Consider the following 24,981-nt stretch of genomic DNA (forward strand, 5'->3'; position numbering starts at 1 on the left):
AAAATTTTTGATTTAACAGTGTGAATTATACCATAAAATTAAAATAGTTCAAAAGATTTTACAAAATGTTATATAATCAAAAATATGGCAAAGATTGGGAGGAGGAGTTATGCGAGATATAACTAAAATAAGAAATTTTAGCATTATTGCACATGTAGATCATGGTAAATCTACATTAGCGGACAGACTTTTAGAGTTTACAGGAGCTATAGATAAGAGAAAGATGAGAGATCAATTGTTAGATACTCTGGAAATTGAGAGAGAAAGGGGAATCACGGTAAAAGCTCAAGCAGTAAGGTTTTTTTATAAGGCAATGGATGGAGAAAACTATGAATTCAACTTAATTGACACACCTGGTCATGTGGACTTTACTTATGAAGTATCAAGGAGTTTGGCGGCTTGTGAAGGTGCAATTCTAGTTGTAGATGCCTCTCAAGGAATAGAAGCACAAACGATAAACAATCTTCTTCTTGCTCTTGAGAATAATCTGACCATAATTCCTGTTATAAATAAGATAGATCTTCCAAATACAGAACCTCAAAAGGTAGCTGAAGAAATTAAGGAACTCCTTGGGAGTGATTATATAGGAGAAACTTTTTTTGTAAGTGCTAAGGAAGGCTGGGGAATTGAGGAATTATTGGAAGGTATTGTTAAATATATACCATATCCAAAGGGAGATATTAATGATCCCTTAAAATCATTAATTTTTGATGCTAAATATGATCCATATAGAGGTGTTGTAGTCTATGTAAGAGTCTTTAGCGGAATGGTAAAGGTAGGTGATAAAATAAAATTTATGTCTAATAACGTGGAATATGAGGTACAAGAAGTAGGAGTATTTACTCCTGATATGGTAAAGGTGGAAAGTCTTCTTTCAGGAGAAGTTGGATATATTATTGCTAATATAAAGAATATTTCGGAAGCCAGAGTAGGAGATACAATTACAAAAACTGATAATCCAGCAAATTTACCTTTGCCTGGTTATAGAAAATTACAACCTATGGTTTTTTGTGGTGTCTATCCAATTGAGAATGAAGATTATGAGAAATTAAGGGATGCCTTACAAAAACTAAGTCTAAATGATGCTTCTTTATATTATGAACCTGAAAGTTCGCCTGCTCTTGGTTTTGGTTTTAGATGTGGTTTTTTGGGACTTTTACATTTGGAAATTATACAGGAAAGATTAGAAAGAGAGTTTGATTTAAATATAATTACTACTGTACCTTCTGTAGCTTATGAGGTAATTACGAAAAAAGGAGAGAAAAAAAATATTCAGAATCCTTTGGATTTACCTCCTCCATATGAAATCTCTGAGTTTAGAGAACCATTTGTAATAGCAAGCATTGTAACACCTAACGAATATCTTGGGTCGATTATGGAATTGATTGATAGAAGAAGAGGAGAATTTAAGGGTATGGAATATCTTACTACTAATCGTGTGTTAATTACTGCTGAGATCCCTCTCTCTGAGATTATAACTGACTTTTTCAATGTATTAAAATCTGTTACCCGTGGGTATGGATCATTAAGTTATGAGCTAATTGGATATAAAAATAGTGATTTAGTAAAATTAGATGTATATATCAACGGAAAACCTGTAGATGCAATTTCTCTTATTGTACATAAAGAAAAGGCTTATGAAGAAGCAAGAAAATTGGCACAGAAGTTGAGAGAAGTTATACCACGTCAACTTTTTGAGGTAGTAATACAAGTAGGTATTGGGAGTAAGGTTATAGCTCGTGAAGAGATAAAGCCTTTAAGAAAAAATGTTCTTCAAAAATGTTACGGTGGTGATGTAACAAGAAAAAAGAAACTTTTAGAAAAGCAAAAGGAAGGTAAGAAGAGAATGAAGAAAATAGGTCATGTGGAAATACCTCAAGAAGCTTTTTGGACTGTATTAAAGAGGGATTAGGAATTATGGAAAGATTAAGAATACTTATAACAAATGATGATGGAATAAATACACCTGCTTTAGAGATTATGAGCGAAAGACTAAAAGATATAGGAGATGTTTATATTATTGTACCTGAAAGAGAGAGAAGTGGAGGAAGTCATGCTATTACTCTTCATAAGCCTTTAAGAGTTAATGAGGTAAAATCGAAAATTCCAAATATTAAGTGTTGGACTACTAATGGCAATCCTGCAGATTGTATTCTTTTGGGGCTTTATGCTTTACTTCCTAACTTCCCTTCTGTTGTTATATCTGGGATAAATAAGGGATATAACTTAGGAACTGATATTATTTATTCTGGCACAGTTTCTGGGGCAAGGGAAGCATCTCTTAATGGTATACCTGCTATTTCCATTTCTGTATCTCATGAAGGAGAGGAGGAAGATTATGAAAAGGCTGTAGAGTTCTTAATAAAATATATACACTTATTTTTAAGGATATTACCTAAGGAAATTTTTTTGAATATAAATGTACCACCTAAAGCTGATATTTCAAATGTTTTTGTAACTTACCAGGGTAAGTTTCATTATAAGAATAGAGTGGAAAAAAGATATGACCCCAGAAATAAAGAGTATTATTGGCTTCATGGCGAAATAGAAAAGCAAGCAGAAGAAGGTTCTGATATCTGGGCAATTAATCATGGGATGATCTCTATCACTCCTCTTCACTCTAACATGACTTATTTTCCATTAATAGAAATAATTAAAAAGCTTATAACTGAATAAATATTTATGAAAACTATAGGAGTATATATTCATTATCCTTTTTGTGTGAAAAAGTGTCCTTATTGTGATTTTACCTCTTTTGTTTATTCTATTGAGGAAGAAGAAAGATACATGGAATATATTACTAAAGAGATACAACTTAAGGCTAAAGGAGAGATTGTAGATACGATATATTTCGGTGGTGGAACGCCGTCTTTAATGTCTTTAAAGGTATTGAATTCGATTTTTGAAAGTATTGATAAAAATTATAAGATAGGAAAAGATGCAGAGATAACAATAGAAGTCAATCCTGGTACTATAGACAAGGAGAAATTAAGTTTTTGGAAGAATATAGGAATTAATAGAATAAGTATAGGAGCTCAATCATTCATAGATGAGGAATTATTCATTTTAGGAAGGATTCATACTGTTTCAGATACGTTAAAAACATTTTTTTTATTGAGAGAATATGGTTTTGATAACGTAAATTTTGATCTTATTTACTCTATACCTTTTCAGAACTCTAATAACTTTTATAAGTCCTTGGATTTTACCCTTTCCCTAAGTCCCGAACATATCTCTATATATAATCTTACAATAGAGGAAGGTACATTATTTTATGAAAGATATATAAAGGGAGAATTTACTTTACCTGATAATGATGAAGAAGCTAATATGTATGCGTATGCGATGAATCTATTAGAAGAGGTAGGTTTTATCCATTATGAGATCTCTAATTTTGCACGAAACATTAATCTAAAATGTAGACATAATTTGAAGTATTGGAATCAAGAAGACTATCATGGATATGGTGTATCAGCTTATTCTTTTACTAATCACATAAGGTATGGAAATTACAAAAATCTTTTTGTATACTATGAGAAAATAAATAATGGTGAATTGCCAATTGAAAATATAGAAATTTTAAATGATGAAACTTATCCTAAGGATTATCTTTTTGTAAAGCTAAGGCTTATGGAAGGAGTTTCTGAAAAGGAGTTTTTTGAAAGATTTGAAAAAAAAATATCAGATTATATTCCAAATCTCTCTCTTTTTTTGAAGGAAGGTCTTATAAAGAGAAAAAAAGATAGAATATGTTTGACTAAAAAGGGAATATTACTTGCAAATGAAATATTTAAAGATATCCTTTGAGGAGGTTGCTGATACATATGAAAAAGCCTATAAGAGTATTAATAGCAGAAGATGAACCTATAGTTAGAATGGATATAAAAGAGATTTTAGAAGGACAGGGTTATGAGGTGGTAGGAGAAGCTTCAGACGGTCAGCTGGCTATAGAACTTGCAAGAAAATTGAAGCCAGATGTGATAATTATGGATATTAGAATGCCTAATTTAGATGGTATTGAGGCAGCTAAGATATTAACTCAAGAGGAAATTGCTCCCGTAATTTTTCTTACTGCCTATTCAGATAAAGAATTAGTAGAAAAAGCAAAAGAAGTTGGAGTTATATCTTATATTGTAAAGCCTTTTAAAGAATCTGATCTTTTTCCAGCTATTGAAATAGCTATTGCAAGATTTAAAGAATTTCAACTTTTAAGAAAGGAAGTAGAAGACCTAAAAGATGCTCTCGAGACAAGAAAGCTTGTAGATAGAGCAAAAGGATTGCTTATGGATAGAGAAGGTTTAAAAGAGCATGAAGCTTTTAGATTAATTCAGAAAGCAAGTATGGACAAAAGAAAACCTATGAAAGAAATAGCTCAAGCTATTATATTAGCCTACGAATTAAAAGACAAGAAGGAAAAATGAACATATTAATATCTTTTTCTTTATCTTTAATTATTTCTTTAATAGTTACACCTTGGATAAGAAGGAAAGCCTTTATAATAGGTGGAATAGATATTCCTACAGATAGAAAAGTTCATACTAAACCTATTCCAAGAATTGGTGGTGTTTCATTTTTTTTAGGAGTTTTAATAGTAAACATTCTTTTTAATAGGTCTCTTATTGTAGAGAGGATATTAATGGGGGGATCATTAGTATTTTTAGTAGGATTATTAGATGATTTTGTGGAATTAAAACCAGCACCTAAATTTTCTCTTACATTTATAGCTATACTTTTGGCAGTTATATTGGGAGTTAGAGTAGATTTGTGGAGAATTCCTTATACAGGAATAATAATAAAAGGTTTTTGGGCTCATTTAATATCATTTATATGGCTTTTAGGCATTGCAAATGCCATGAATTTTATAGATGGTCTTGATGGTCTTGCTGGAGGTGTATCAGCAATATCTTCTTTCTCTTTACTCATTATTTCTTTACTTTTGGGAAGATTAGAGATGGCATTTTTATTGGCAAGTATTTTGGGAGGTGTATTAGGATTCTTATTTTTCAATTTTCCACCTGCTTCTATTATTATGGGAGATTCAGGGGCAATGTTTTTAGGTTTTATATTAGGAGCTATATCTATAGTGGGAGTCTTAAAAATAAGTACTATCATTAATTTGTTTATTCCAATTCTTGTTATGGGATTTCCAGTTCTTGACACAGCTTTTTCTATTGTAAGAAGACTAATTGAAGGTAGGGCACCTTGGAAGTTTGATAAGGATCATATACATCATAGGTTTTTGAAGATTGGTATGACAACAGAGCAAAGTATTGCTTTTATTTATTTATTTACCATTTGTATGTCTTTAGTGGCAATACTAATTTCTTTAATTCAGGATCCTTATATATCAGCTCTTCTTGTTTTTGGCACTTTATTTTTAATATTATTTATACTAAAAAAGTTAGGAGTTTTAGAGATAAGGAGAAATGGCAATGGAAAAGTATGATGTCATTGTAGTAGGTGGTGGTCATGCAGGATGTGAGGCTGCTTATGCAGCCTCTCGTCTTGGTGTTAAAACTCTTTTGATTACTATGAATTATGATACCTTGGGATGGCTTCCTTGCAATCCAGCTATGGGTGGTCCTGGGAAGGGTCATCTAATACTGGAAATAGATGCTTTGGGTGGTGCCATAGGAAGAATAACAAATAGAAGCATGATTCAAGTAAAATGGCTAAATACTTCTAAGGGCCCAGCAGTAAGAGCTCTTAGGGCACAGGTAGATAAATGGCTTTATCCTATAAAGATGAGAGAATTTCTTGAAAAGCAGAAAAATTTAGATGTCTATCAAGGAGAAGTTATAGATCTAATTGTAGAAAATGATGAGGTAAAAGGTGTAGTTTTATCAACTAAAAAAGAGTTTTATGCTGAAAGAGTTGTTATTACCCCTGGTACTTTTATGAATGGTGTTATCCATGTAAGTACCTGGTCTAAGCCAGCAGGAAGAATGGGGGAATTTCCATCTATAGGTCTTTCTGATGCTCTTAGGAGATTAGGCTTAGAAGTAGGAAGATTTAATACAGGCACTACTCCTCGAGTAGATAAAAGAACTATTGATTTTAGTAAGACCATACCTCAACCAGGAGATGAAGAACTTCACTCTTTTTCTTTCTGGGAAGAGCCAGAACCAAGAGAGCAAGTTTTATCATATTTAACTAGAACCACACAAAAGACGAAAGAAATAGTACTTAATAATATTCATCTAACAGCCTCTCGAATTGGGGGGATGGTAAAAAAAGGACCGAGATATTGTCCATCTATAGAGGAAAAATATGTGTGGTTTCCTCATCATGAAACTCACCAAGTTTTTCTTGAACCAGAAGGAAGAAACTCGGTAGAGATTTATGTACAAGGAATATATACAAGTTTGCCAGAGGAAATTCAAATCCAAATTTTAAGAAGTATTCCAGGCTTAGAGGGGGTTGAACTTATAAGGCCTGGATATGCTATAGCTTATGATTTTGTATATCCTCAACAGTTAAAGACTACTCTTGAAACCAAGAAAATAAAAGGTTTATATTTGGCGGGTCAAATAAATGGTACTACTGGCTATGAAGAAGCTGCCGCACAAGGATTAATTGCAGGAGCTAATGCTGCGTTAAGTCTATTAGGAAGGGAGCCACTTATTGTAAGAAGAGACGAAGGATATATAGGGGTACTTATAGATGATCTTGTAATAAAGGGTGTGGATGAGCCATATAGAATTTTAACATCAAGAGCAGAATATAGATTACTCTTAAGACCTGATAATGCAGATCAAAGACTTACTCCCAAGGCTTACAAGTTAGGTCTAATAGATGAAGATATGTGGAAAATGTTTCAAGAAAAAATGGAAAAGTTAAAGCTTGAAAGAAAGAGACTTGAAAAAACATCAGTAAATCCTAATGAAATTAATAACTTATTAATAGAAAAGGGTACTAATCCTATAGAACAGTCGATTTCTCTTATCCAGATATTGAAAAGACCTGAAATAACCTATGATGATTTGGAAAAAATAGGTCTTTCTGGAGATTTACCAAAAAAGTGGAGAAGCATAATAGAAACAGATATTAAATATGAAGGATATATACAAAAGGAACTCCAAAAAGTTAAAGAATTTCAGGAATATGAAGATTTAGTAATTCCTCCTGATATAAATTATGACGAAATACCGCATCTTTCTCGAGAAGGAAAAGAAAAGCTTGAAAAGGTAAGACCAACTACTTTTGGACAAGCTCAGAGAATTACAGGGGTAAATGCTGGTGATCTTGCCATACTTTTGTATTATTTAAGGCAGAAATATGCAAGAAGGTAAAGACTGGAGAGATCAATATTTTGGTAGAGATTATTATCAATATCTTGCTAAACATCTAACTCCAGAGCGTACAAAAAGGGAAGTAGATTTTTTAGAATCTGTACTAAGCTTAAAAAGGGGATCTTTAATATTAGATCTTGGTTGCGGATTTGGAAGACATACTTTGGAACTTGGCAAAAGGGGATACAGAACAATTGGAATAGATCGTTCATCTGAACTTATTGAGATAGCAAAAGAAAATGCTAAAAAAGAAAAAGTTTTTAATGTGGAATTTTATGTGATGGAATACAAAGATATTGATAAGCTTGACTATAAATTTGATATCGTATTTTCTCTTTATACCAGTTTTGGGCTCTCCACATATGAGGAAGATAAAGAGACTCTTAATATGGTATATCAAGTGTTAAAAAAAGATGGTAAATTTCTTATAGATATTGAAAATAGAGACGCCCTTCTTAAGTATTTTATTCCATACTCTTGGGATCTTTTTGGGGAGGATTATGTTTTACTTACAGAACATTTTTTTGAGCCAGATACGGGATTTTATATATCAAATAGAATAGTTATTGATTTGAAAAACAATATTAGAAAGGAATTTGTAAGAAGAATATATCTTTATTCTCCTTCAGAGATTATACATCTTTTTAAAGAGAGCGGATTTCATGTAGATAGGCTTATAGGAGATTATGAAGGTCGTAAATTTCATATTGGATCAAGAAGATTAATAATATTGGCAAGTAAAAAATAAAAGGGGGAGAAATTATTCTTCCCCCTTACTATCAATAGATTTTTCATTAGAATTAGAAGATTTTTTCTTATAATCTGTAGTATAAAATCCTGATCCTTTAAAGACAATTCCTACAGGCGAGAAGATTTTTCTTAAGTTGCCACCACATTTTATGCAAGTTTTTGGTGGTTCTTCTCCAAGGTTTGCCATAATCTCATATCTTTCATGACACCTTTCGCATTCATATTCATAGATAGGCATTACTTTCACCTCCTTAGTATAATTATTAAACTTTCTTTTTAAGGTTCACTATTTCATATTTTTAAATCTTAAGATATTTATTGTCAAGAAGTCTTATTTTAATGTAAAATGTATTAGTGTGAAACTTTTTAATTTAGTTTAAGTTTAAAGGAGTGACTTAATTATGAAGAAGGTTATTTTTTGTTTTTTAATATTTACTATATTAATGATTAGCGGTTGTATAAAACCCGTAAATATATCCCCTCAAATTACATCCAAAGAGGGAGTAGAAGTACGCGTTGATATTATTAGGGATTCAAGATGGTATAATCTTTCAGAGGATATTTTGGTTATAAATCTAGAAATAGTGAATAACTCTTCAGAAAATATTTGGGGTTATCCACTGGGAAAATCTGTGATTATAGATCAAAACGGAAAACAATTTTCACCAATAAGAGAGATATATTATCAACCCTCCACAACTCCAAAAGTATCTTTTGAAGTTTCATTTGGGACAAATCAACCTCCTACTTTTTCTTTCAGTATAAGTTCTTCTGATAAAGAAAAATCTTTGGAAGAAATTATAAAAAGTTATGAACTTTTAAAGTTTAAGGATGGGAGAATTTTTGCAGGTTCAAGAGTAAGTGGTTTGATAGCTTTTCATCTACCTTATTGTAAATTCCCCGCAAGATTTATCATTCCTGATGTTCTTTTTGAAACAACAATGAGGAAAATAAATTTTGAATTTATATTAGTAAGATAAAGGAGGTTGAAGATGCGAAAAGCTATAGGTGTTGACTTAGGTGGTACTAAAATAAATGTACTTCTGGTTAATGAAAAGGGTGAGGTAATCTCAAGAGATAAACAACCTACTGAGTCTGAAAAGGGAAGAGACTATGTAATTCAAAAGATTAAGAACATGATAAATAAAGTACTTGTTGAAGCAAATATTAAAATTAATGATATAGAGGGTATAGGTATAGGTTTTCCAGGTATTATGGATAGAGAAAAGAAAACAACCTTATATGCTCCTAATTTAGGTGAAGAATGGAAAAGAGAGGTACCTTTAGGAGAAGGGCTAGAGAATGATTTTAAGGTGCCTGTATTTTTGGAAAATGATGTAAATTTAGTGGCTTGGGCAGAATGGCTTGTGGGGGCAGGAAGAGGGACTAAATCAATGATATCTGTCGCGATTGGCACAGGGATTGGTTCTGGAATAGTGTTAAATGGTAAATTATGGATTGGAGCACATGGAATGGCTGGTGAATTTGGGCATACTACGGTAATTCCCGATGGGCCTATTTGTGGTTGTGGAAATAAAGGATGTATTGAAGCAATTGCCTCAGGAAGTGGTATAGAAAGATATGCAAAATCTATTCTTCTAGATAATAAGGATAGTCTTATATGGAATTTAGTAAATGGAGATGTAGATAAAGTAACTGTAAGGGTAATATACCAAGCCGCAGAAAAAGGAGATAAATTAGCTATAGACATTTTCAATAGAGCAGGATATTATCTTGGTATAGCATTGGCGAATTATGTTCATATAATTGATCCTGAGAAAATAGTTGTAGGCGGTGGTGTTGCTAATGTAAGAGATTATATTGGAAAGCCTATGAGAGATGAGTTTTATAAAAGAGTTTTACCAAGCTTAAGGGATAAGATATCCTTTGCATGGGCAGAGTTAGGTGAAGATGCAGGAGGCATTGGAGCAGCTTTATTGGTGTTATATAGGTGAGATTAACATGTTTACTATTCCTAATTTATTGACCTTTATAAGATTTATTATTGTACCCTTTTATTTTTATTTTTTAGTTTCTAATCGTTACATGACAGCAGCAGTTCTTTATGGACTTGCTGCTGTCAGTGATATATTGGATGGATATTTGGCAAGAAAATTGAATCAAGATTCTGAGTTGGGAAAAATAATAGATCCAATAGCTGATAAGTTAATTGTAGGAGTAACTCTTATATTTTTTGCATTCAAAAGAACTTTTCCGCCAATACTGGTTATCATATTTGTATTAAAAGAGTTATTGATGCTTTTGGTGGGTTTGTGGTTTTTATTAAAAGGTATAAAGATAATATCTTCAAGAATATATGGAAAGATTGCAATGGTGTTAACCTCTATATCTGTATTAATGGCATTACTTCAACTACCCTTATCTATATCGGTTTTTGCTGTTGGACTTTTCTTTTCCATATTTGCAGGCTTAGATTATTTAAACTATTACTTAAAAGTTTTGAGAAAATAATTTTTTTATTTAAAATTTAAGCTATCAATGAGAAGGTTTCCAGAGATTTTATTGTTTAATCCAACCAAATAGATGCTAGCTAATCTAAGAGGAATTTTTGGAGTATATTTATTTATAGATATTAAAGGTCTTATTTCTGTGAGATCTTTATTAATAGTTGTCCATTTATTAAAGTTATATTGTAGTGTTGTTGTTAGATCCATTACCCATGGGGTTCCATCTTCATCATAAAATAATAACCTAATCCAACCATTTCCTTGCCCTTTTAGTGCAATAGAGAGGGAAGTTTTATCAGGAGGAATTGATATATTTAAATCAACATAGATAAAAGAATTCTCTTCTTTTGAATCATAGACTAACATAAAAGAACTTTTTCCTGTGTATGCATCTGATGTAAGTTTATAAAATGTACTATCGGGATTATAATTTTTTCCCCTTATATTCCATTTCTTGTCTTCCTCAAAATCTTCTATTATATTTGGTATAATTTCTATTGTATAAGTCACGGAAAGATTATCAAATGTATACGATAAGGTTGTAATTCCTGTGTTAATCGCAGTTAATCCCTTTCCATTTCTCCTAAAATAATTAGGGTCAAATTTTAATCCGTCTAATGAGAGAATCTTTTCCCTTTGAAAATTATCTATAGAATATATTTTAGGGAAAACACTATCACCCAAGTATACTTTATCTTTATCAATCTCTATTTTTAATGCTACATAGTCCCATACATATATTTTTTTAGAAGCTTCCAAATTGGATAAATAAATTGTTAAACTTGATTCTCCTAATTCCCTTCCTTCTATCTCTAATTTTGAGGGATTAAAGTTTATATTATTATTGGCTATGGTCCATGTTAACATTGTATATGTAATAGAATAGGGATGATAATTTTCATCTTGAAGTAATAGCTCCAATTTTAATTTTTCTCCTTTTCTTATATAGATATCGTCCTTTTCTTTAAAGCTTAGATATGTAGGATTTTTATAAGGATAGTTATTTTTAACTCCTATTCCTACTGGAACATTTCTTTCTGATACTTGGTTGATTAAATTTCCCCAAATTATTTTTTGACTTGATCCTCCCCCATCAAGATTAATGGCGTCTCTAATACCCATATTTTTTACAAGTTCACATGTTTCTGGAATAGAAAGACCTAAGGAATTATTATTTCTCCCTTCTATCACTATAAAGAAAATTTTATCATCTGTTATTCCTGCAACAGTACGAGGATGTCTTGAGTTGATGATATTTGAGGTAAAAGGAATTTCTCCTGTTTTGTCAAATACGATTTCACCATTTTTTATAAGAATAGGCCCTCCACATACTGCTTCTTTTAACATTATAGGAGGATTACTTTCAACTATTATGTCTATTTTTTTATCTAAACTAAAGAAAGGAAGATATTTTAAGGCAGTACCCCCTAAAGATATAATACAAGAATTATCTTTAATAATAGATTTTTTTACCCCATAATATATGTTAGTAATTTTGCCTGAGGTTGTACCTAAGGAAGGAATTCTATTATCTAAACTTACTTCTATATCAACTCCTGCTACTGCATTATCTAATATTTTGGTCTCTTTTCCAAAAAATTTAGTGAAAATTGTGATTTGGTCTACCCCACGAGGAGAGTTTAAATTATTAATTGGTATTATTGTATTGTCAATTTTTAGTTTTATGTTGATATTGAAAATATCTATAATAGCTTTATTGTCTGAAGTTATTCCAAAGACTCCCCTTTTTATAGGTAAATGTAACAGTTCATAATTCTTAACTACAAGTCCAACAGGCTCTTTACTATTAGGATCAAAGAAGTTTGCGTTTATAATAATATCATAGCTCTTTTCTTTTAGTATATCTGAAAGTTTTGTGTTTGTTACCACTGTTTCTATGTCTAATAAAGGATCAAATTGATTTATTGAAGTGATGTGATATACTAAACTATCTGATGTAACCTTTTTATACTCTATAGAAGGAGCTATATAGAAGCTTTCTGCTCCTAATATGTAGGATACTAAAAGTAGGATGAAAATTAGTAATTGTATAAATTTAACTGCCTTATTCATATTTGATATTATATCTTATGGGCTTTCTCTTGACAAAAAATATATTTTTTAATATAATCTTTACTACTTTAATAATTTAAAGTGATAAATAAATGAAGAGTATAAACATAGAAAATATAATTAGAAAAGAATTAGAACTTTGGGGATATACAGAGATTAGAATCCCTATAGTTTCAGAAAATTTATGGGGAAATGAAAATCTCTTATTTTTTGAAAAAAATGGTAAATTGTTATCTCTTCGTCCAGAAATGACCTCTGAAATACTAAGAAATATAAAAAGGGAAAACCTCCCTATTAGACTTTTTTATATGGGACCTGTCTTTAGTCTTAACGGATATAGTTTAGAAGAAAAATTTCAAATTGGTTGGGAACTTATATATTCACCTTCTCTTTGGAGAGATTTAGAGATATTATTAACCATTAAAAATATACTTAAAAAAATAGGCATAGAAAATTATATTATTGAGATAAGTGACACAAACATTTGGAATTTTTTAAGAAAATATATTAAAGAAGAAGAGATTAAGAGTTTAAAAAATCTTTTGCTAATAAAAGATTATGTATCTCTAATGGAATATGTAGAGAAACTTTCTTTATCAATAAATGTTTTAAATGATATTAAAAAACTTCTATTTTTTGAAGATAGTTATTCCTTTTATGATAAAGATTTAAATGATGAACTTAAGTCATTAAACTCTTTCAAAAGAGAGTTGATAAACTTAGGATATTCATCAGAATCTATATTAATAAATCCAGCTTTTATTAGACCTTTTGAATACTATAACGGACTAATATTTGAGGTTTATTTGGAGGATATGAAGCAAGCCTTAGGAGGAGGAGGAAGTTATGTGGCTACGAATAAAAATGGAGAAAAAATTTTTGGTACAGGTTTTGCTTTTGTTGAAGAAGATTTGTTAAAAAATATAAATGATAATAACCATAAAATTAATAAAAAATATTATGTTTGTTCCGAGAAAGATTTTCATAAAATTCAGAAATTGATAGAGGAAGAAAGAAGGAAGGGTAATATTGCTGTTTTTGTACCTAAGGAATTAGAAGGTCTAAATATAAAAGAATTAGAAAAGGATGGTGAGATTATATTAATAGAGAACCTTTAATTAGAATAGCTCTTCCTACGGGGAGAATGTTAGAACAAGCATTAAATTTCTTAAAGATTTTAGATCCATCATTAGAGAATGATGTTTCAAACAGGAAATTGAAATTCAAAGGAGAAAGGTTTGAAATCTTTTTTGCTAAACCATGGGATCTTCCATTATATGTGGAGGAGAGAGTTGCTGATTTGGGAATTATAGGTAGAGACATAATAATAGAACAAGAAAGAAAAGTAGTATCATTAATTAAACTTCCTTTTGGATATTGTAAAATGGTACTTGCAGGCTTTCCTGATAATAAGAATCTGGAAGAAGTGAAAATTGCATCTAAGTATGTAAATATTACAAGGAAATATCTCAATAATCGTTGGAATAGAATAAAAATAATAAAACTTAACGGATCTGTTGAATTGGGTCCTATTTTAAATATATCAGATTATATTGTGGATTTAGTAGAAACAGGTCGAACATTAAAAGAAAATGGGCTTGTTGTTAAAGAGATTCTTTTTGTATCTTCTGCATGTTTAATAGCTAATATATCCAGTTATGTATGGAAAAGAAAGGAAATATCAGGTATTTTGAAAGAGGTGGAGAACATTTATGAAAATAATTAAAGGTGATGAATTTAATCCTCTTCTTTTAACAGAAGATAAAGAAAAAGAGATCGATATAATTGAAAAAGATGTGGAAGAAATAATAAGATTAGTTAAAGAAAAGGGTGATGAAGCTTTATATGAGTTTTCATTAAAATTTGATAATTTTGATATAAAGAAAAATGGATTAAAAATATCTGTGCCTGATAAGGTCGAGGTTTCATCAGATTTTGCAGAAGCTATAGATATAATGATAAAAAGGGTTCAGAATTTTTACAGCCATGAATATAAAAATTCTTGGTTTTATACTGAAAATGGAAGCTTATTAGGGCAACTATTAGTACCAATGGAGAAGGTTTTATTATATGTTCCAGGAGGTAAAGCATCCTATCCATCTACTGTTGTTATGGGTACTATTCCTGCTAGAATAGCTGGAGTAAAGAATATTTATATAACTACCCCTCCAAGCAAAAAAGATGATAAAAATCTTCTTTATACTCTTAATAAACTTGGTATAAAGGAGTTGTATCTATTAGGTGGAGCTCATGCTATAGCTGCTTTTTCTTATGGTACTTATTCTGTTCCTAAAGTAGATATGATTATTGGACCTGGAAATTTGTATGTGGCTATTGCTAAAAAGAAGGTTTTTGGAGATGTGAGCATAGATGGTATATTTGGTCCCAGTGAGGTTTGTGTATGGTTTAAATCAGAAGATATAGATATAAATATAGTGGTGTGTGATTTTTTAGCCCAGTTAGAACATTCACCTTTTGATCGTGGCTGGCTAATATTAGACGAAAAAAGACTTAATCTTGTGGTTGAGAAAATAGAGGAAGAAATAAATAAGTCATCAAGAAGAGATATCTTAGAAAAATCTATTAAAAATGCTTATATTATAGTGGAAGAAAGGGAAGAAAAAGCCATAGAGATTATAAATACTATAGCTCCAGAACATTTAGAGATTGTGGATCCTAATGGAGAAAGATTTTTACCTTACATAAAGAATGCAGGGGCTATTTTTATAAATCAGTCTTCTATTTTTGGGGATTTTATAGCAGGACCAAATCATATTCTTCCTACAGGTGGTTCTGCAAGATTTTCTTCAGGTTTAAATGTTAGTATGTTTTTAAAAAGAGTAAGTTTTGTAAAATTAGCTGATGAAGATAAAGGAATATTATCATATTTTGGAAGTATAATAGCAAGAGAAGAGGGTTTTGATATGCATGAAAAGAGTCTAAAAAACTACTCTAAGAAAGGAGATTAGATAATTGGGTTGGAAAGATATTATTAAAAGTGATTATAAGGGTTACAAGGTAAATATTCCTGATCTTCCTATAAAACTCTCAAGAAATGAAAATCCTTATGATATACCATTATACATTAAGGAAGAAGTTTTGAAAAAGTTAGCTGAAACCCCATGGAATAGATATCCAGATGGTAGCGCCAAAAACCTTAAAGATAAGCTTTCAGAATTTTTAGGGGTAAGTCCTGAGAATTTACTTTTAGGTACAGGCTCAGGAGAGGTTATACAAATCATTTTTAATGGGCTATTGATGGAAGGGGATAAAGTTGTTCTTCCTATTCCTACTTTTCCTTTATATGAAAAATTACTTCAGCAAAAAAAAGTTAGAATTATAAAAACATATCTTAATGAAAAAGATTTTTCATTAGATCTCGAAAAGCTAAGAGAAACCTTTAAGAATAGTCCAAAACTTTTAATTTTGACAAATCCCAATAATCCTACTGGTAATTTTCTTATAAAAGAAAAGGATTTAGAAAAAATCTCTGATTTCTCTGGTTTTGTATTGATAGATGAAGCTTATTTTGAATTCTCTGGTTTAACTTTTCTTCATTATATTAATCAATTACCAAATCTTTTAATTTTAAGAACTTTTTCTAAAGCCTTTTCTTCTGCAGGAATAAGATTAGGATACCTTATCGCTAACTCAAGGATAGTAGAATATTTAGACAATTTTAGATTGCCATATAATTTAAACATTTTTTCTCAGATTGCAGGAGAAATTCTTCTTTCTTATTGGGGGTATTTAAAAGATAAGATTGATATAATTAAAAAGGAAAAGGAAAGAGTTTATAAAGAGATGAAAACTATGGACGGAATAATTGTATATCCTTCTGTTACCAATTTTATACTCTTTAGATCTAATAAGAAGGATGAAATCTTGAAACGATGTGAAGAAAATGGTATCTCTTTAAGGGATTTTAGTAAAGAACCAATTTTAGAAAATTGTTTAAGGGTATCAATAGGAGATAGAGAAGAGAATGATCTTTTCTTAAAAATATTAAGTGAGGTGCTTTCATGAGAAAAGCCAGCATTGAAAGAGAGACAAAAGAAACATATATAAAGATAGATATCAATTTAGATGGAACAGGAAATTTTGATGGAGAATATCCTATTCCTTATTTTAAACATCTTTTGACTTCCCTTTCTTTTTATGCGCAATGGGATGTAAATATTATAGCTAAAGGAGATATAGAGGTAGATCCTCATCACTTAATAGAAGATACAGGAATAGTTTTAGGAGAGGCTTTTATTACTGCAATAAAAGATTCTAATTTTAATAGATTTTCACAGAGAATTATTCCTATGGATGATGCTCTTGTGATGGTAGTAATAGATATTAGTGGAAGGCCTTATTTTTCTTTAATGGATGATGGAGAACTTCTAAGAGGCGGACTTGTAAAAGAGTTTCTAAGAGCTTTTGTAAATAAGGCAGGTATTACACTACACATTTGGATTCTTTCAGGAGAAAATACTCATCATATTGAAGAGGCAATTTTTAAGGGCTTAGGGCTTGCTATTAAAGATGCAAGTCAAACTATAGATAGTTTAAGATCTACAAAGGGAAGGATATTATGAAAGTTGTAATTATAGACTATTTAGGTGGTAATCTTTTTAGTATTTTGAAGGCTTTAAAATATATAGGAGTAGAGACTATAGTAAGTAAAGATCCTGAAGATTGGTTTAGAGGAGATGCAGTTGTATTTCCAGGCCAAGGAAATTTTGCTCAAGCTATATCGGAGCTGAAAAAAGATTCGAGAGATGAGACATTAAAAGAAATTCTTAAAAATAAATATTTTTTAGGTATCTGTTTAGGACTTCAGATTTTATTTGAAGAAAGCGAAGAATCTAAGTTGGAAAAAGGATTAGGAGTTTTCAAAGGAAAGGTAAAAAAGTTACCTGCCAAAAAAATTCCTCATCTTGGATGGAACAATGTAGAATTTGAAAAGCATGGTAGACTTTTAAATGGAATTCCAAATAAATCATTCTTCTATTTTGTTCATTCTTATTATGTTAATCCTGAGGAAGATATTGTAATTGGTTTAACAGAATATTCAATAAAATTTCCATCCTATATAGAAAAAGAAAATATTTTTGGAGTCCAATTTCATCCTGAAAAAAGTAGTAGTTATGGAATAAAGCTATTAGAAAATTTTATTAAGGAGTGTAAAAAATGATTGTCATTCCTGCTATTGATCTTTTTGGAATGAAAGCTGTTAGAATGGAAATGGGTAAAAAGGAAAAGATTGTTTTAGAGTTTGATAATCCTATTGAACTTGCAAAATATTGGTATTTAAAAGGAGCAAAGGCTCTACATGTTATAGATTTACAATCTGCTATAGATAACAATGATGAGAATAAGGAGATTATAAGGAGAATAATAGAGGAAATAGACATTCCTGTTGAGGTAGGAGGGGGATTTAGAAGTTATGAAAAAATAAAGAGCGCATTAGATTGGGGTGTTTGGAGAGTTATTGTGAGTAGCATTTTAGTGGAAGACACAAATTTACTTAAAAGGATATTCGATGAATTTCCAGAGAAAATTATACCAAGTTTAGATTGGAAAGAGGGAAAGATTGGAATAAAAGGGTGGAAAAATTTTATTGAATGGGATGATATTAAAGAAAAATTTGAAACATTAAATATTAAAGAGGTTATCTTTACTGATATATCGCGTGACGGTACATTGAAAGGTATAAATATATCTCATATTAATAATTTTTTGAATTTAAATAATTGTGATATTTGGGTCGCGGGAGGGATCTCTTCTATAGAAGATGTCATAAAGATCAAGGAATTAGCAGAGGTAACAGGGAGAATAAAAGGCATAATTGTGGGAAGAGCTCTTCTTGAAGGAAGGTTAGATTGGGAGGAGGTTAATCAAGTTATAAATGCTGGCTAAGAGAATAATTCCGTGTTTAGATACTATTGGAAAACAGGTTGTTAAAGGAACAAGCTTTAGAAATATTAGAGTTGTAGGAGATGCTAAGGAATTTGCTCATCGGTACGAGCGAGAAGGTGCGGATGAGTTGGTTTTATTAGATATAACAGCCAGTGAGGAAAACAGGAAAACTTTTATTGAGGTAGTTTCAGAAGTAGCAGAAGAACTTTTTGTTCCTTTGACAGTAGGAGGAGGTATAAGAGATATAGAAGATGTAAGAAATCTTCTTAAGGCTGGAGCTGACAAAGTTTCTATTAATACTTCTGCTGTCAAAAATCCTGATCTTATAAATAAAATAGTAGAAGAATTTGGAAGTCAATGTTTAGTTGTAGCTATAGATGTAAAGAGAAAAAATAATAGAGAGTGGGAAGTTTATGTTAAAGGGGGTAAAGAGCCAACGGGTATAAATTTTAAAGATTGGATACAGGAAGTAGAAAGAAGAGGAGCTGGCGAAATTCTTTTAACAAGTATTGATGCAGATGGTCATCAGTCAGGATATGATTTGGAGCTTTTAGAGTTAGCTTTAAATTACTGTAATCTTCCTATTATTGCTTCAGGTGGTGCAGGTAATTTGGAGGATTTATATAAAGCTCTTTATATTGGAGTTGATGCGGTACTTGCTGCTTCCATTTTTCATTTTGGAACTTATAGTATTAGGGAAGTAAAAGGATACTTAAAAGAAAGGGGTATATGGATAAGATTATGAATATAGATGAGCTTATTAAAGATTTAAAATATGATGAGAAAGGATTAATACCAGTTGTTGTACAGGATTATAAAACAGGAAAAGTTTTGATGTTAGCATACATGAATGAAGAAGCACTAAAGAAAACAATTGAGACAGGTGAAGCATGGTATTTTAGTAGAAGTAGAAATGCTCTTTGGCATAAAGGGGAAACCTCAGGACACTTTCAGAAGGTTATAGATATAGCAGTTGATTGTGATAAGGATACTATTCTTTTATTAGTAGAGCAAGTAGGAGTAGCTTGTCATACAGGTAATTTTTCCTGCTTTTATAGAGCAAAAAATTCAGGAGATAGTTTTCTCTTTTATCTTGAGAAATTTTTGAAAGATCGAAAGGAAAAACTTCCAGGAGAGTCTTATTCTGCAAAACTGTTTAAGGAAGGAAAAGACAGAATACTTCAGAAGTTAGGAGAAGAGATAGTTGAGACTATAATAGCAGGGATGAAGAATAATAGAAATGATTTTATCTATGAAAGTTCTGATCTTTTATTTCACCTTATAGTAGCTCTTATAGAAGAGGATATAGAGTTAAAGGATATCATTGAGGAATTAATTAGAAGGCATAGAGCTTAAGTTGGTTTTTATGGTGTATTTGTTTGAGTAGAAGTTTCTGTAACAGGCATAGAATATTCTATTAAGAAATCAAAATCTCTTGGAGGAATATCTTTAAGAGCATTACTCATAAATTCTTTCCATACCATAGCTGGGAGTAATCCACCAGGTACTTTATTTGTTGGAGTGTAGTCATCGTTACCCATCCAGACCCCAGTGCAAAGATCTGGAGTAAAACCTATAAACCAAGCATCTCTGTAATCATCAGTTGTTCCTGTCTTTCCTGCCGCAGGTCTGCCAATATTTGCTCTTTTTCCTGTACCATTTGTTATTACCCGTTTCATCATTTTGACAAGTGTTGATATTAAAGCTCTTTCAATAACAGGTATAGTTTCAGGAATTGCATTATATATTATATTTCCCTTACTGTCTTCTACTCTCAAGATAGCTATAGGAGTAATTCTGTTTCCTCCATTTGCAAAACCAGAATAAGATCTTACCATTTCGTATAAGGTTACACCTGAAGTACCAAGAGCAAGTGCTAAACTTGGTTCTAAAGGACTCTCTATTCCAAGTTTTCTTGCATTTTTAATTACATCACCTACGCCCATTTCTTCCAATAGGAGTATGGTTGCTATATTATATGAATTTTCTAAGGCTTCTTGAAGTGTAACGGTACCATGTAATTTTCCATCATAGTTTTTGGGTTTCCATTCCTTTTTATTAAAAGTATAGGTTACTTCTTTTTCTTCAATCAGATCCCATGGTCTAAAACCTTTTTGAAGAGCAGTCAGATATACGAATGGTTTAAATGCAGACCCAGGTTGTCTTACAGCCATAGAGACTCTATCAAATTGACTTTTACTATAATCTAAACCACCTACCCATGCTTTGATGTATCCAGTATTGGGATCTAAGCAAAACAAAGCTCCTTGGGTTACGTTATATTTTTTTCCATACTCATTTATAATTTTTAAAAGCGCTTTTTCAGCCATATCTTGCATTTTTGTGTCTATAGTTGTGTAGACTTTAAGTCCGCCTTCATACACCATATCTTTTCCATATCTTTTAATGAGGTCTTTTAATACAAAATCAAAAAAATAAGGAGCTGAATAACCAGAGTTTGGATTATTTCTTTTCACAATGCCAAGAGGTGCCTTTATAGCTTTTTTATAGTCTTCTTCTGATATATACCCAAGATTATACATTTTCTCTATCACAATATTTCTTAGCTTTAGGGCTAAATCGGGATTTCTATAAGGAGAATTAATCTCAGGTGCGGGAATCAACCCTGAAAGAAGTGCTGATTCAGGTACATTTAAGTCTATAGCGCTTTTCCCAAAATAAAATTGGGCAGCAGCTTCTGCCCCGTAAACTCCATGACCCCAATAGATAAGGTTTAAATACATTTCTAATATTTGTTGTTTTGTAAAATATCTTTCAAGCTGTAAAGCTATATATATTTTCTTTATCTTTTTCTTTATCGTTCTTTCTGGACTTAAGAATAATAATTCTGCTAATTGTTGAGTTATAGTACTTCCTCCTTGTTTTTTCTCTAAGTGGAATAGATCAATGATAGCTGCTCTTATAAGCCCTCTTAAGCTTACACCACTATGGTTATAAAATTCCTTATCTTCAGAGGCTATTACAGCTTGTTGTAAATATGGAGAAATTTTATATAAAGGTACGTAAATCCTGTTTTCCTTATATATTTTTCCAAGTATTTTATTATCGGAAGAATATATTATGGTAGTTTGACTTGGTTTTATTTCCATCCATTTATTAATAGGTGGTACTTCTCTTATCACCAAGAAAACATATATTCCTAAAGACAAACTTGAAAGCAAAATTAAACTAATAATAGCAATTAATATATATAAAAGGGTTTTTTTCCATTTTTTTTCTTTTTTTATCGCGACTTCTTCTATGTATTTTTTAGTCAATTTTATCTCTTTGTACCTCCTTAAAACATATGGTATTATGTATTATATAAAATCAGGGAAGGTTTTAACAATATGAAGGCAAAAACAGATAACTTTAGTCTTTACATTATTACAGGACTTTCAGGAGGAGGAAAGTCGCAAACATTACGTATATTAGAAGATTTAGGATTTTTCTGTGTAGATAATATACCTCCCAAGCTTGTTCCTATTCTTATAGAACTTTGTTTTTCTACTGATGGCAAAATATCAAGAGTTGCTTTAGTTATAGATATAAGAAGTGAAAACTTCTTAGAAGATTTTAGAGAAATGATAGAGAATATTAAAAAATTAAATGTTTACTATAAGATTTTATTTTTAGAAGCTGAGGATGAGGTTATAGTAAGAAGATATAATGAAACCCGACGTAGACATCCATTAGATAGAGAGGGTATAGGAATTCTCGAAAGTATAAAACTGGAAAGACAGAAATTATCAGAAATAAAAGAAATGGCAACCCATATAATTGATACTTCTAATATGAGTACTAAAAATCTTAAAGATAAGATACTTGAAATTGTATCCGAAGATATTTCCAATGTTAAATTAAGATTCATGGTAGGAATTACCTCCTTTGGTTTTAAATATGGGGTACCTATTGATGCACATCTTGTTTTTGATGTGAGGTTTTTACCTAATCCATTCTATATTTTAGAGTTAAGACCTTTGTCTGGTGAAAATGAAAAAATAAGAAATTATGTATTAGAAACTAAAGAAGCAAAAGAATTTTTAGATTATTTAAAAAGACTTTTAGATTTTTTAATTCCTCTTTATCAAGAGGAAGGAAGAACAAATCTTAATATTGCAATAGGGTGTACAGGTGGAAGACATAGGGCAGTAGTTATAGCGAATGAAATAGGAAATTATTTATCAGATAGGTATAATGTGAAAATTTTCCATAGAGATATAGATAAGGATATAAAAATATGAAGAGAATAAAAAATGTAACAGCTATTGGTGGGGGAACAGGTTTATCTAATATATTAAGAGGGCTGAAATATTATCCTATTAATATAAGTGCTGTTGTAACTGTTAGTGATGACGGGGGAAGTTCAGGAAGACTTAGTGAAGAACTAGGTGTTTTACCTCCTGGAGATATTCGTAATTGTCTTGTTGCTTTAGCAGATGAGGAATCGTTGATGGCAAAGCTATTTCAATATAGATTTAAAGAAGGAGGATTAAAAGAGCATTCTTTTGGGAACTTATTTTTAGTTGCTATGTCAGATATCTTAGGTGATTTCTTATTAGGTATAAAAGAAACAAGCAAAGTATTAGCCATAAGAGGTAAGGTATTGCCATCCACATTAAATCGTGTAAGTTTGAAAGCGATTTTTGAGGATAATACTCAAATTATTGGAGAGACGGCTATTTCAAATTATAAAAAAAGTAGAATTAAGAAGATTGAATTGATACCAGTAAAAGATGGGGAAAAGATATGTGCGACCCCTGAAGCTATTTATGCATTAAAAAAATCTGATATTATAACTATTGGTCCTGGAAGTTTATATACAAGTATAATTCCAAATCTTATTCTTGATGAAATCAAAGAAACATTGAAAAATATTTACTTAAATGATAAAGCTAAAATTATTTATATTTGTAATGTCATGACTCAGCCAGGAGAGACAACAGGATATAAGGCTTCAGATCATTTAAAAGCTGTTATTGAGCATATTGGTTTTAATATTTTTCATTATGTAATTTTAAATAATAAAAAGCCAAAGGATGATATACTTAAAAAATATCAGGAAAATGGAGCTGATTTTGTTCATCCTGATATAGAAAATATTAGGGCTTTAAATGTGGAGATAATTTCTGGTGATTTTATTTCTGAAACAAATGTAATTAGACACGATCCTTATAAAGTTTCCAATTTCCTTGTTAAAAATTTTTTAGAATAAAATAGTTTTATAAATTGACAAAAGATTGTAAAATTCTATAATATAAAGTAAATAAAGGAAGGAGGATTTTCTATGCCAAAAAAGACCATTTTAGATTTGACGGATGAGGAGCTTAAGGGAAAGCGTGTACTTGTAAGGGTTGATTTTAATGTACCTATTAAAAATGGAATTATAACTGATGATAGAAGAATAAGAGAAGCTTTACCAACAATTAAATATTTAATGGAAAAAGGAGCAAAAGTTATTCTTATATCTCACCTCGGTAGACCAAAAGGTTTTCAAGATGACTTAAGGTTAGATCCAGTTGCTAAAAGACTAAGTGAATTACTCGGAAAATCTGTTAAGAAATTAAATGATTGTATTGGAGAAGAGGTAGAAAGAGAAGTTGCTAATATGAATCCTGGAGATGTTGTTCTTTTAGAAAATATTAGATTCTATAAAGAAGAGGAAGCAAATGATCCAGAGTTTGCCAAGAAATTAGCAAAACTTGCTGATTTATATGTAAATGATGCTTTTGGTACTGCTCATAGAGCACACGCATCAACAGCAGGTGTTGCTAATTATATTCCTGGTGTAGCTGGTTTATTGATGAAAAAAGAGATTGAAGTTATGGGTAAAGCATTAGAAAATCCTGATAGACCTTTTATTTGTATTTTGGGTGGAGCAAAGGTTTCTGATAAAATTGGTGTGATCCAAAATCTTGTGAATAAAGTAGATGTTTTATTAATTGGTGGAGGTATGATGTTCACTTTCCTTAAGGCATTGGGTTATGAGATAGGTAAATCTATTATTGAAGAAGATAAACTTGATCTTGCGAAAGATTTGATAAATCTTGCCAAAGAAAAAGGAGTAAAATTTGTTCTTCCTGTAGATGCTGTGGTTGTTAAAGAGATTAAGGAGGATGCTCCTACTACTATTAAAGATGTGGATAAGTTTGATAAAGTTGATATTGGAGTAGATATAGGACCAAAAACTGTAGAACTATTTAGAGAGGAAATAATGAAAGCAAAGACAATTATATGGAATGGTCCTATGGGAATATTTGAAATACCTGCTTTTGCAAATGGGACAAGGAAAGTAGCTGAAGCTATCGCAGAAAATAAAAATTGTATAAGTATTGTGGGAGGAGGAGATACTGCAGCTGCCGTACAACTCTTTGAATTAGAAGATAAATTTACTCATATCTCTACCGGTGGAGGAGCCTCTTTAGAGTTCTTGGAAGGAAAAGTACTACCGGGGGTAGCAGTTCTTCAAGATAAATAAGTAAAAAGAGGGG

At 30.9% G+C, this 24,981-nt stretch carries 25 protein-coding genes; 22 read left to right on the top strand and 3 right to left on the bottom strand.

Features of this window, described 5'->3' with window-relative positions:
• Window positions 1-109 precede the first annotated feature (109 nt).
• Genes lepA through ACY3JO_RS06115 form a run of 7 tightly spaced genes read left to right on the top strand, consistent with a single transcriptional unit; the run spans window position 110 to window position 8,040 of the window.
• The gene (lepA, locus tag ACY3JO_RS06085; RefSeq protein WP_463084139.1) at window positions 110-1,912 is read left to right on the top strand and encodes a translation elongation factor 4; all 1,803 of its coding nucleotides are present in this window, start codon (window positions 110-112) and stop codon (window positions 1,910-1,912) included.
• A gap of 5 nt (window positions 1,913-1,917) precedes the next feature.
• Window positions 1,918-2,676: a 5'/3'-nucleotidase SurE gene (gene surE, locus ACY3JO_RS06090; protein ID WP_463084140.1), complete on the top strand. Its 759-nt coding sequence runs from the start codon at window positions 1,918-1,920 to the stop codon at window positions 2,674-2,676.
• 6 nt (window positions 2,677-2,682) lie between these two features.
• Window positions 2,683-3,807, top strand: coding sequence for a radical SAM family heme chaperone HemW (hemW, locus tag ACY3JO_RS06095; protein ID WP_463084141.1), 1,125 nt, complete (start codon window positions 2,683-2,685; stop codon window positions 3,805-3,807).
• A 17-nt stretch (window positions 3,808-3,824) separates the two neighbouring features.
• Entirely contained in the window at window positions 3,825-4,421 is a 597-nt protein-coding gene (locus tag ACY3JO_RS06100; protein WP_463084142.1) for an ANTAR domain-containing response regulator, read from the top strand.
• Window positions 4,418-5,446, top strand: a complete 1,029-nt coding sequence (locus tag ACY3JO_RS06105) for a glycosyltransferase family 4 protein (RefSeq protein WP_463084143.1) — start codon at window positions 4,418-4,420, stop codon at window positions 5,444-5,446. The genes ACY3JO_RS06100 and ACY3JO_RS06105 overlap by 4 nt, the downstream gene beginning before the upstream one ends.
• Window positions 5,433-7,292 carry a tRNA uridine-5-carboxymethylaminomethyl(34) synthesis enzyme MnmG gene (gene mnmG / locus ACY3JO_RS06110; RefSeq protein WP_463084144.1) on the top strand — a complete coding sequence of 620 codons (1,860 nt, stop codon included), beginning with the start codon at window positions 5,433-5,435 and terminating at the stop codon, window positions 7,290-7,292. The genes ACY3JO_RS06105 and mnmG overlap by 14 nt, the downstream gene beginning before the upstream one ends.
• On the top strand, window positions 7,279-8,040 hold the full coding sequence (locus ACY3JO_RS06115; protein WP_463084145.1) for a class I SAM-dependent methyltransferase: 762 nt from the start codon (window positions 7,279-7,281) through the stop codon (window positions 8,038-8,040). The genes mnmG and ACY3JO_RS06115 overlap by 14 nt, the downstream gene beginning before the upstream one ends.
• Window positions 8,041-8,052: 12 nt before the next feature.
• On the opposite strand, the gene ACY3JO_RS06120 is transcribed toward ACY3JO_RS06115, so the two are convergent.
• Window positions 8,053-8,280, bottom strand: a complete 228-nt coding sequence (locus ACY3JO_RS06120) for an FmdB family zinc ribbon protein (RefSeq protein ID WP_463084146.1) — start codon at window positions 8,278-8,280, stop codon at window positions 8,053-8,055.
• 163 nt (window positions 8,281-8,443) lie between these two features.
• Here ACY3JO_RS06120 and ACY3JO_RS06125 point away from each other — a divergent pair, with 163 nt between their 5' ends.
• From ACY3JO_RS06125 to ACY3JO_RS06135, 3 genes are read left to right on the top strand one after another with little or no spacing between them, the layout of a single operon-like run.
• Window positions 8,444-9,022: a hypothetical protein gene (locus tag ACY3JO_RS06125; protein WP_463084147.1), complete on the top strand. Its 579-nt coding sequence runs from the start codon at window positions 8,444-8,446 to the stop codon at window positions 9,020-9,022.
• Between the two features lie 12 nt (window positions 9,023-9,034).
• Complete coding sequence (locus ACY3JO_RS06130) at window positions 9,035-9,997, top strand: ROK family protein (protein ID WP_463084148.1); 963 nt, start codon at window positions 9,035-9,037, stop codon at window positions 9,995-9,997.
• Complete coding sequence (locus ACY3JO_RS06135; RefSeq protein WP_463084149.1) at window positions 9,966-10,514, top strand: CDP-alcohol phosphatidyltransferase family protein; 549 nt, start codon at window positions 9,966-9,968, stop codon at window positions 10,512-10,514. The genes ACY3JO_RS06130 and ACY3JO_RS06135 overlap by 32 nt, the downstream gene beginning before the upstream one ends.
• Window positions 10,515-10,519: 5 nt before the next feature.
• Here the strand turns inward: ACY3JO_RS06135 and ACY3JO_RS06140 are convergent, their stop codons facing one another.
• Window positions 10,520-12,583, bottom strand: coding sequence for a phosphodiester glycosidase family protein (locus ACY3JO_RS06140; protein WP_463084150.1), 2,064 nt, complete (start codon window positions 12,581-12,583; stop codon window positions 10,520-10,522).
• 92 nt (window positions 12,584-12,675) lie between these two features.
• Here ACY3JO_RS06140 and ACY3JO_RS06145 point away from each other — a divergent pair, with 92 nt between their 5' ends.
• Genes ACY3JO_RS06145 through hisIE form a run of 9 tightly spaced genes read left to right on the top strand, consistent with a single transcriptional unit; the run spans window position 12,676 to window position 19,846 of the window.
• Complete coding sequence (locus ACY3JO_RS06145; RefSeq protein WP_463084151.1) at window positions 12,676-13,701, top strand: ATP phosphoribosyltransferase regulatory subunit; 1,026 nt, start codon at window positions 12,676-12,678, stop codon at window positions 13,699-13,701.
• Window positions 13,683-14,309: an ATP phosphoribosyltransferase gene (gene hisG, locus ACY3JO_RS06150; protein ID WP_463085658.1), complete on the top strand. Its 627-nt coding sequence runs from the start codon at window positions 13,683-13,685 to the stop codon at window positions 14,307-14,309. Before ACY3JO_RS06145 ends, hisG begins: the two co-directional genes overlap by 19 nt.
• Window positions 14,296-15,552 (top strand): histidinol dehydrogenase, encoded by a 1,257-nt coding sequence (gene hisD, locus ACY3JO_RS06155; protein ID WP_463084152.1) that lies wholly within the window; start codon window positions 14,296-14,298, stop codon window positions 15,550-15,552. The genes hisG and hisD overlap by 14 nt, the downstream gene beginning before the upstream one ends.
• Before the next feature lie 4 nt (window positions 15,553-15,556).
• Window positions 15,557-16,609: a histidinol-phosphate transaminase gene (gene hisC, locus ACY3JO_RS06160; RefSeq protein ID WP_463084153.1), complete on the top strand. Its 1,053-nt coding sequence runs from the start codon at window positions 15,557-15,559 to the stop codon at window positions 16,607-16,609.
• Window positions 16,606-17,166 carry an imidazoleglycerol-phosphate dehydratase HisB gene (hisB, locus tag ACY3JO_RS06165; protein WP_463084154.1) on the top strand — a complete coding sequence of 187 codons (561 nt, stop codon included), beginning with the start codon at window positions 16,606-16,608 and terminating at the stop codon, window positions 17,164-17,166. The genes hisC and hisB overlap by 4 nt, the downstream gene beginning before the upstream one ends.
• A complete protein-coding gene (gene hisH / locus ACY3JO_RS06170) occupies window positions 17,163-17,765 on the top strand; it encodes an imidazole glycerol phosphate synthase subunit HisH (protein WP_463084155.1) in 603 nt (200 codons plus the stop codon). Before hisB ends, hisH begins: the two co-directional genes overlap by 4 nt.
• Window positions 17,762-18,490, top strand: coding sequence for a 1-(5-phosphoribosyl)-5-[(5-phosphoribosylamino)methylideneamino] imidazole-4-carboxamide isomerase (locus tag ACY3JO_RS06175; RefSeq protein WP_463084156.1), 729 nt, complete (start codon window positions 17,762-17,764; stop codon window positions 18,488-18,490). Before hisH ends, ACY3JO_RS06175 begins: the two co-directional genes overlap by 4 nt.
• The gene (gene hisF, locus ACY3JO_RS06180) at window positions 18,480-19,235 is read left to right on the top strand and encodes an imidazole glycerol phosphate synthase subunit HisF (RefSeq protein WP_463084157.1); all 756 of its coding nucleotides are present in this window, start codon (window positions 18,480-18,482) and stop codon (window positions 19,233-19,235) included. The genes ACY3JO_RS06175 and hisF overlap by 11 nt, the downstream gene beginning before the upstream one ends.
• Window positions 19,220-19,846 (top strand): bifunctional phosphoribosyl-AMP cyclohydrolase/phosphoribosyl-ATP diphosphatase HisIE, encoded by a 627-nt coding sequence (gene hisIE, locus ACY3JO_RS06185; RefSeq protein ID WP_463084158.1) that lies wholly within the window; start codon window positions 19,220-19,222, stop codon window positions 19,844-19,846. Before hisF ends, hisIE begins: the two co-directional genes overlap by 16 nt.
• An 8-nt stretch (window positions 19,847-19,854) precedes the next feature.
• Here hisIE and ACY3JO_RS06190 read toward each other — a convergent pair whose 3' ends face one another.
• A complete protein-coding gene (locus ACY3JO_RS06190) occupies window positions 19,855-21,768 on the bottom strand; it encodes a transglycosylase domain-containing protein (RefSeq protein ID WP_463084159.1) in 1,914 nt (637 codons plus the stop codon).
• 72 nt (window positions 21,769-21,840) lie between these two features.
• Here ACY3JO_RS06190 and rapZ point away from each other — a divergent pair, with 72 nt between their 5' ends.
• From rapZ to ACY3JO_RS06205, 3 genes are all read left to right on the top strand, one after another.
• The gene (gene rapZ, locus ACY3JO_RS06195; RefSeq protein ID WP_463084160.1) at window positions 21,841-22,734 is read left to right on the top strand and encodes an RNase adapter RapZ; all 894 of its coding nucleotides are present in this window, start codon (window positions 21,841-21,843) and stop codon (window positions 22,732-22,734) included.
• Entirely contained in the window at window positions 22,731-23,705 is a 975-nt protein-coding gene (locus ACY3JO_RS06200; RefSeq protein ID WP_463084161.1) for a gluconeogenesis factor YvcK family protein, read from the top strand. Before rapZ ends, ACY3JO_RS06200 begins: the two co-directional genes overlap by 4 nt.
• 72 nt (window positions 23,706-23,777) lie before the next feature.
• A complete protein-coding gene (locus ACY3JO_RS06205; RefSeq protein WP_463084162.1) occupies window positions 23,778-24,968 on the top strand; it encodes a phosphoglycerate kinase in 1,191 nt (396 codons plus the stop codon).
• Window positions 24,969-24,981: the final 13 nt, after the last annotated feature.

The organism is Dictyoglomus sp. LHC4 (assembly GCF_055181355.1).

Bases quoted from the DNA above. Each gene is read 5' to 3' on its own strand.
- lepA (WP_463084139.1), top strand. From the start codon at position 110: ATGCGAGATATAACTAAAATAAGAAATTTTAGCATTATTGCACATGTA.
- surE (WP_463084140.1), top strand. From the start codon at position 1,918: ATGGAAAGATTAAGAATACTTATAACAAATGATGATGGAATAAATACA.
- hemW (WP_463084141.1), top strand. From the start codon at position 2,683: ATGAAAACTATAGGAGTATATATTCATTATCCTTTTTGTGTGAAAAAG.
- ACY3JO_RS06100 (WP_463084142.1), top strand. From the start codon at position 3,825: ATGAAAAAGCCTATAAGAGTATTAATAGCAGAAGATGAACCTATAGTT.
- ACY3JO_RS06105 (WP_463084143.1), top strand. From the start codon at position 4,418: ATGAACATATTAATATCTTTTTCTTTATCTTTAATTATTTCTTTAATA.
- mnmG (WP_463084144.1), top strand. From the start codon at position 5,433: ATGGAAAAGTATGATGTCATTGTAGTAGGTGGTGGTCATGCAGGATGT.
- ACY3JO_RS06115 (WP_463084145.1), top strand. From the start codon at position 7,279: ATGCAAGAAGGTAAAGACTGGAGAGATCAATATTTTGGTAGAGATTAT.
- ACY3JO_RS06120 (WP_463084146.1), bottom strand. From the start codon at position 8,280: ATGCCTATCTATGAATATGAATGCGAAAGGTGTCATGAAAGATATGAG.
- ACY3JO_RS06125 (WP_463084147.1), top strand. From the start codon at position 8,444: ATGAAGAAGGTTATTTTTTGTTTTTTAATATTTACTATATTAATGATT.
- ACY3JO_RS06130 (WP_463084148.1), top strand. From the start codon at position 9,035: ATGCGAAAAGCTATAGGTGTTGACTTAGGTGGTACTAAAATAAATGTA.
- ACY3JO_RS06140 (WP_463084150.1), bottom strand. From the start codon at position 12,583: ATGAATAAGGCAGTTAAATTTATACAATTACTAATTTTCATCCTACTT.
- ACY3JO_RS06145 (WP_463084151.1), top strand. From the start codon at position 12,676: ATGAAGAGTATAAACATAGAAAATATAATTAGAAAAGAATTAGAACTT.
- hisD (WP_463084152.1), top strand. From the start codon at position 14,296: ATGAAAATAATTAAAGGTGATGAATTTAATCCTCTTCTTTTAACAGAA.
- hisB (WP_463084154.1), top strand. From the start codon at position 16,606: ATGAGAAAAGCCAGCATTGAAAGAGAGACAAAAGAAACATATATAAAG.
- hisH (WP_463084155.1), top strand. From the start codon at position 17,163: ATGAAAGTTGTAATTATAGACTATTTAGGTGGTAATCTTTTTAGTATT.
- ACY3JO_RS06175 (WP_463084156.1), top strand. From the start codon at position 17,762: ATGATTGTCATTCCTGCTATTGATCTTTTTGGAATGAAAGCTGTTAGA.
- hisF (WP_463084157.1), top strand. From the start codon at position 18,480: ATGCTGGCTAAGAGAATAATTCCGTGTTTAGATACTATTGGAAAACAG.
- hisIE (WP_463084158.1), top strand. From the start codon at position 19,220: ATGGATAAGATTATGAATATAGATGAGCTTATTAAAGATTTAAAATAT.
- rapZ (WP_463084160.1), top strand. From the start codon at position 21,841: ATGAAGGCAAAAACAGATAACTTTAGTCTTTACATTATTACAGGACTT.
- ACY3JO_RS06200 (WP_463084161.1), top strand. From the start codon at position 22,731: ATGAAGAGAATAAAAAATGTAACAGCTATTGGTGGGGGAACAGGTTTA.
- ACY3JO_RS06205 (WP_463084162.1), top strand. From the start codon at position 23,778: ATGCCAAAAAAGACCATTTTAGATTTGACGGATGAGGAGCTTAAGGGA.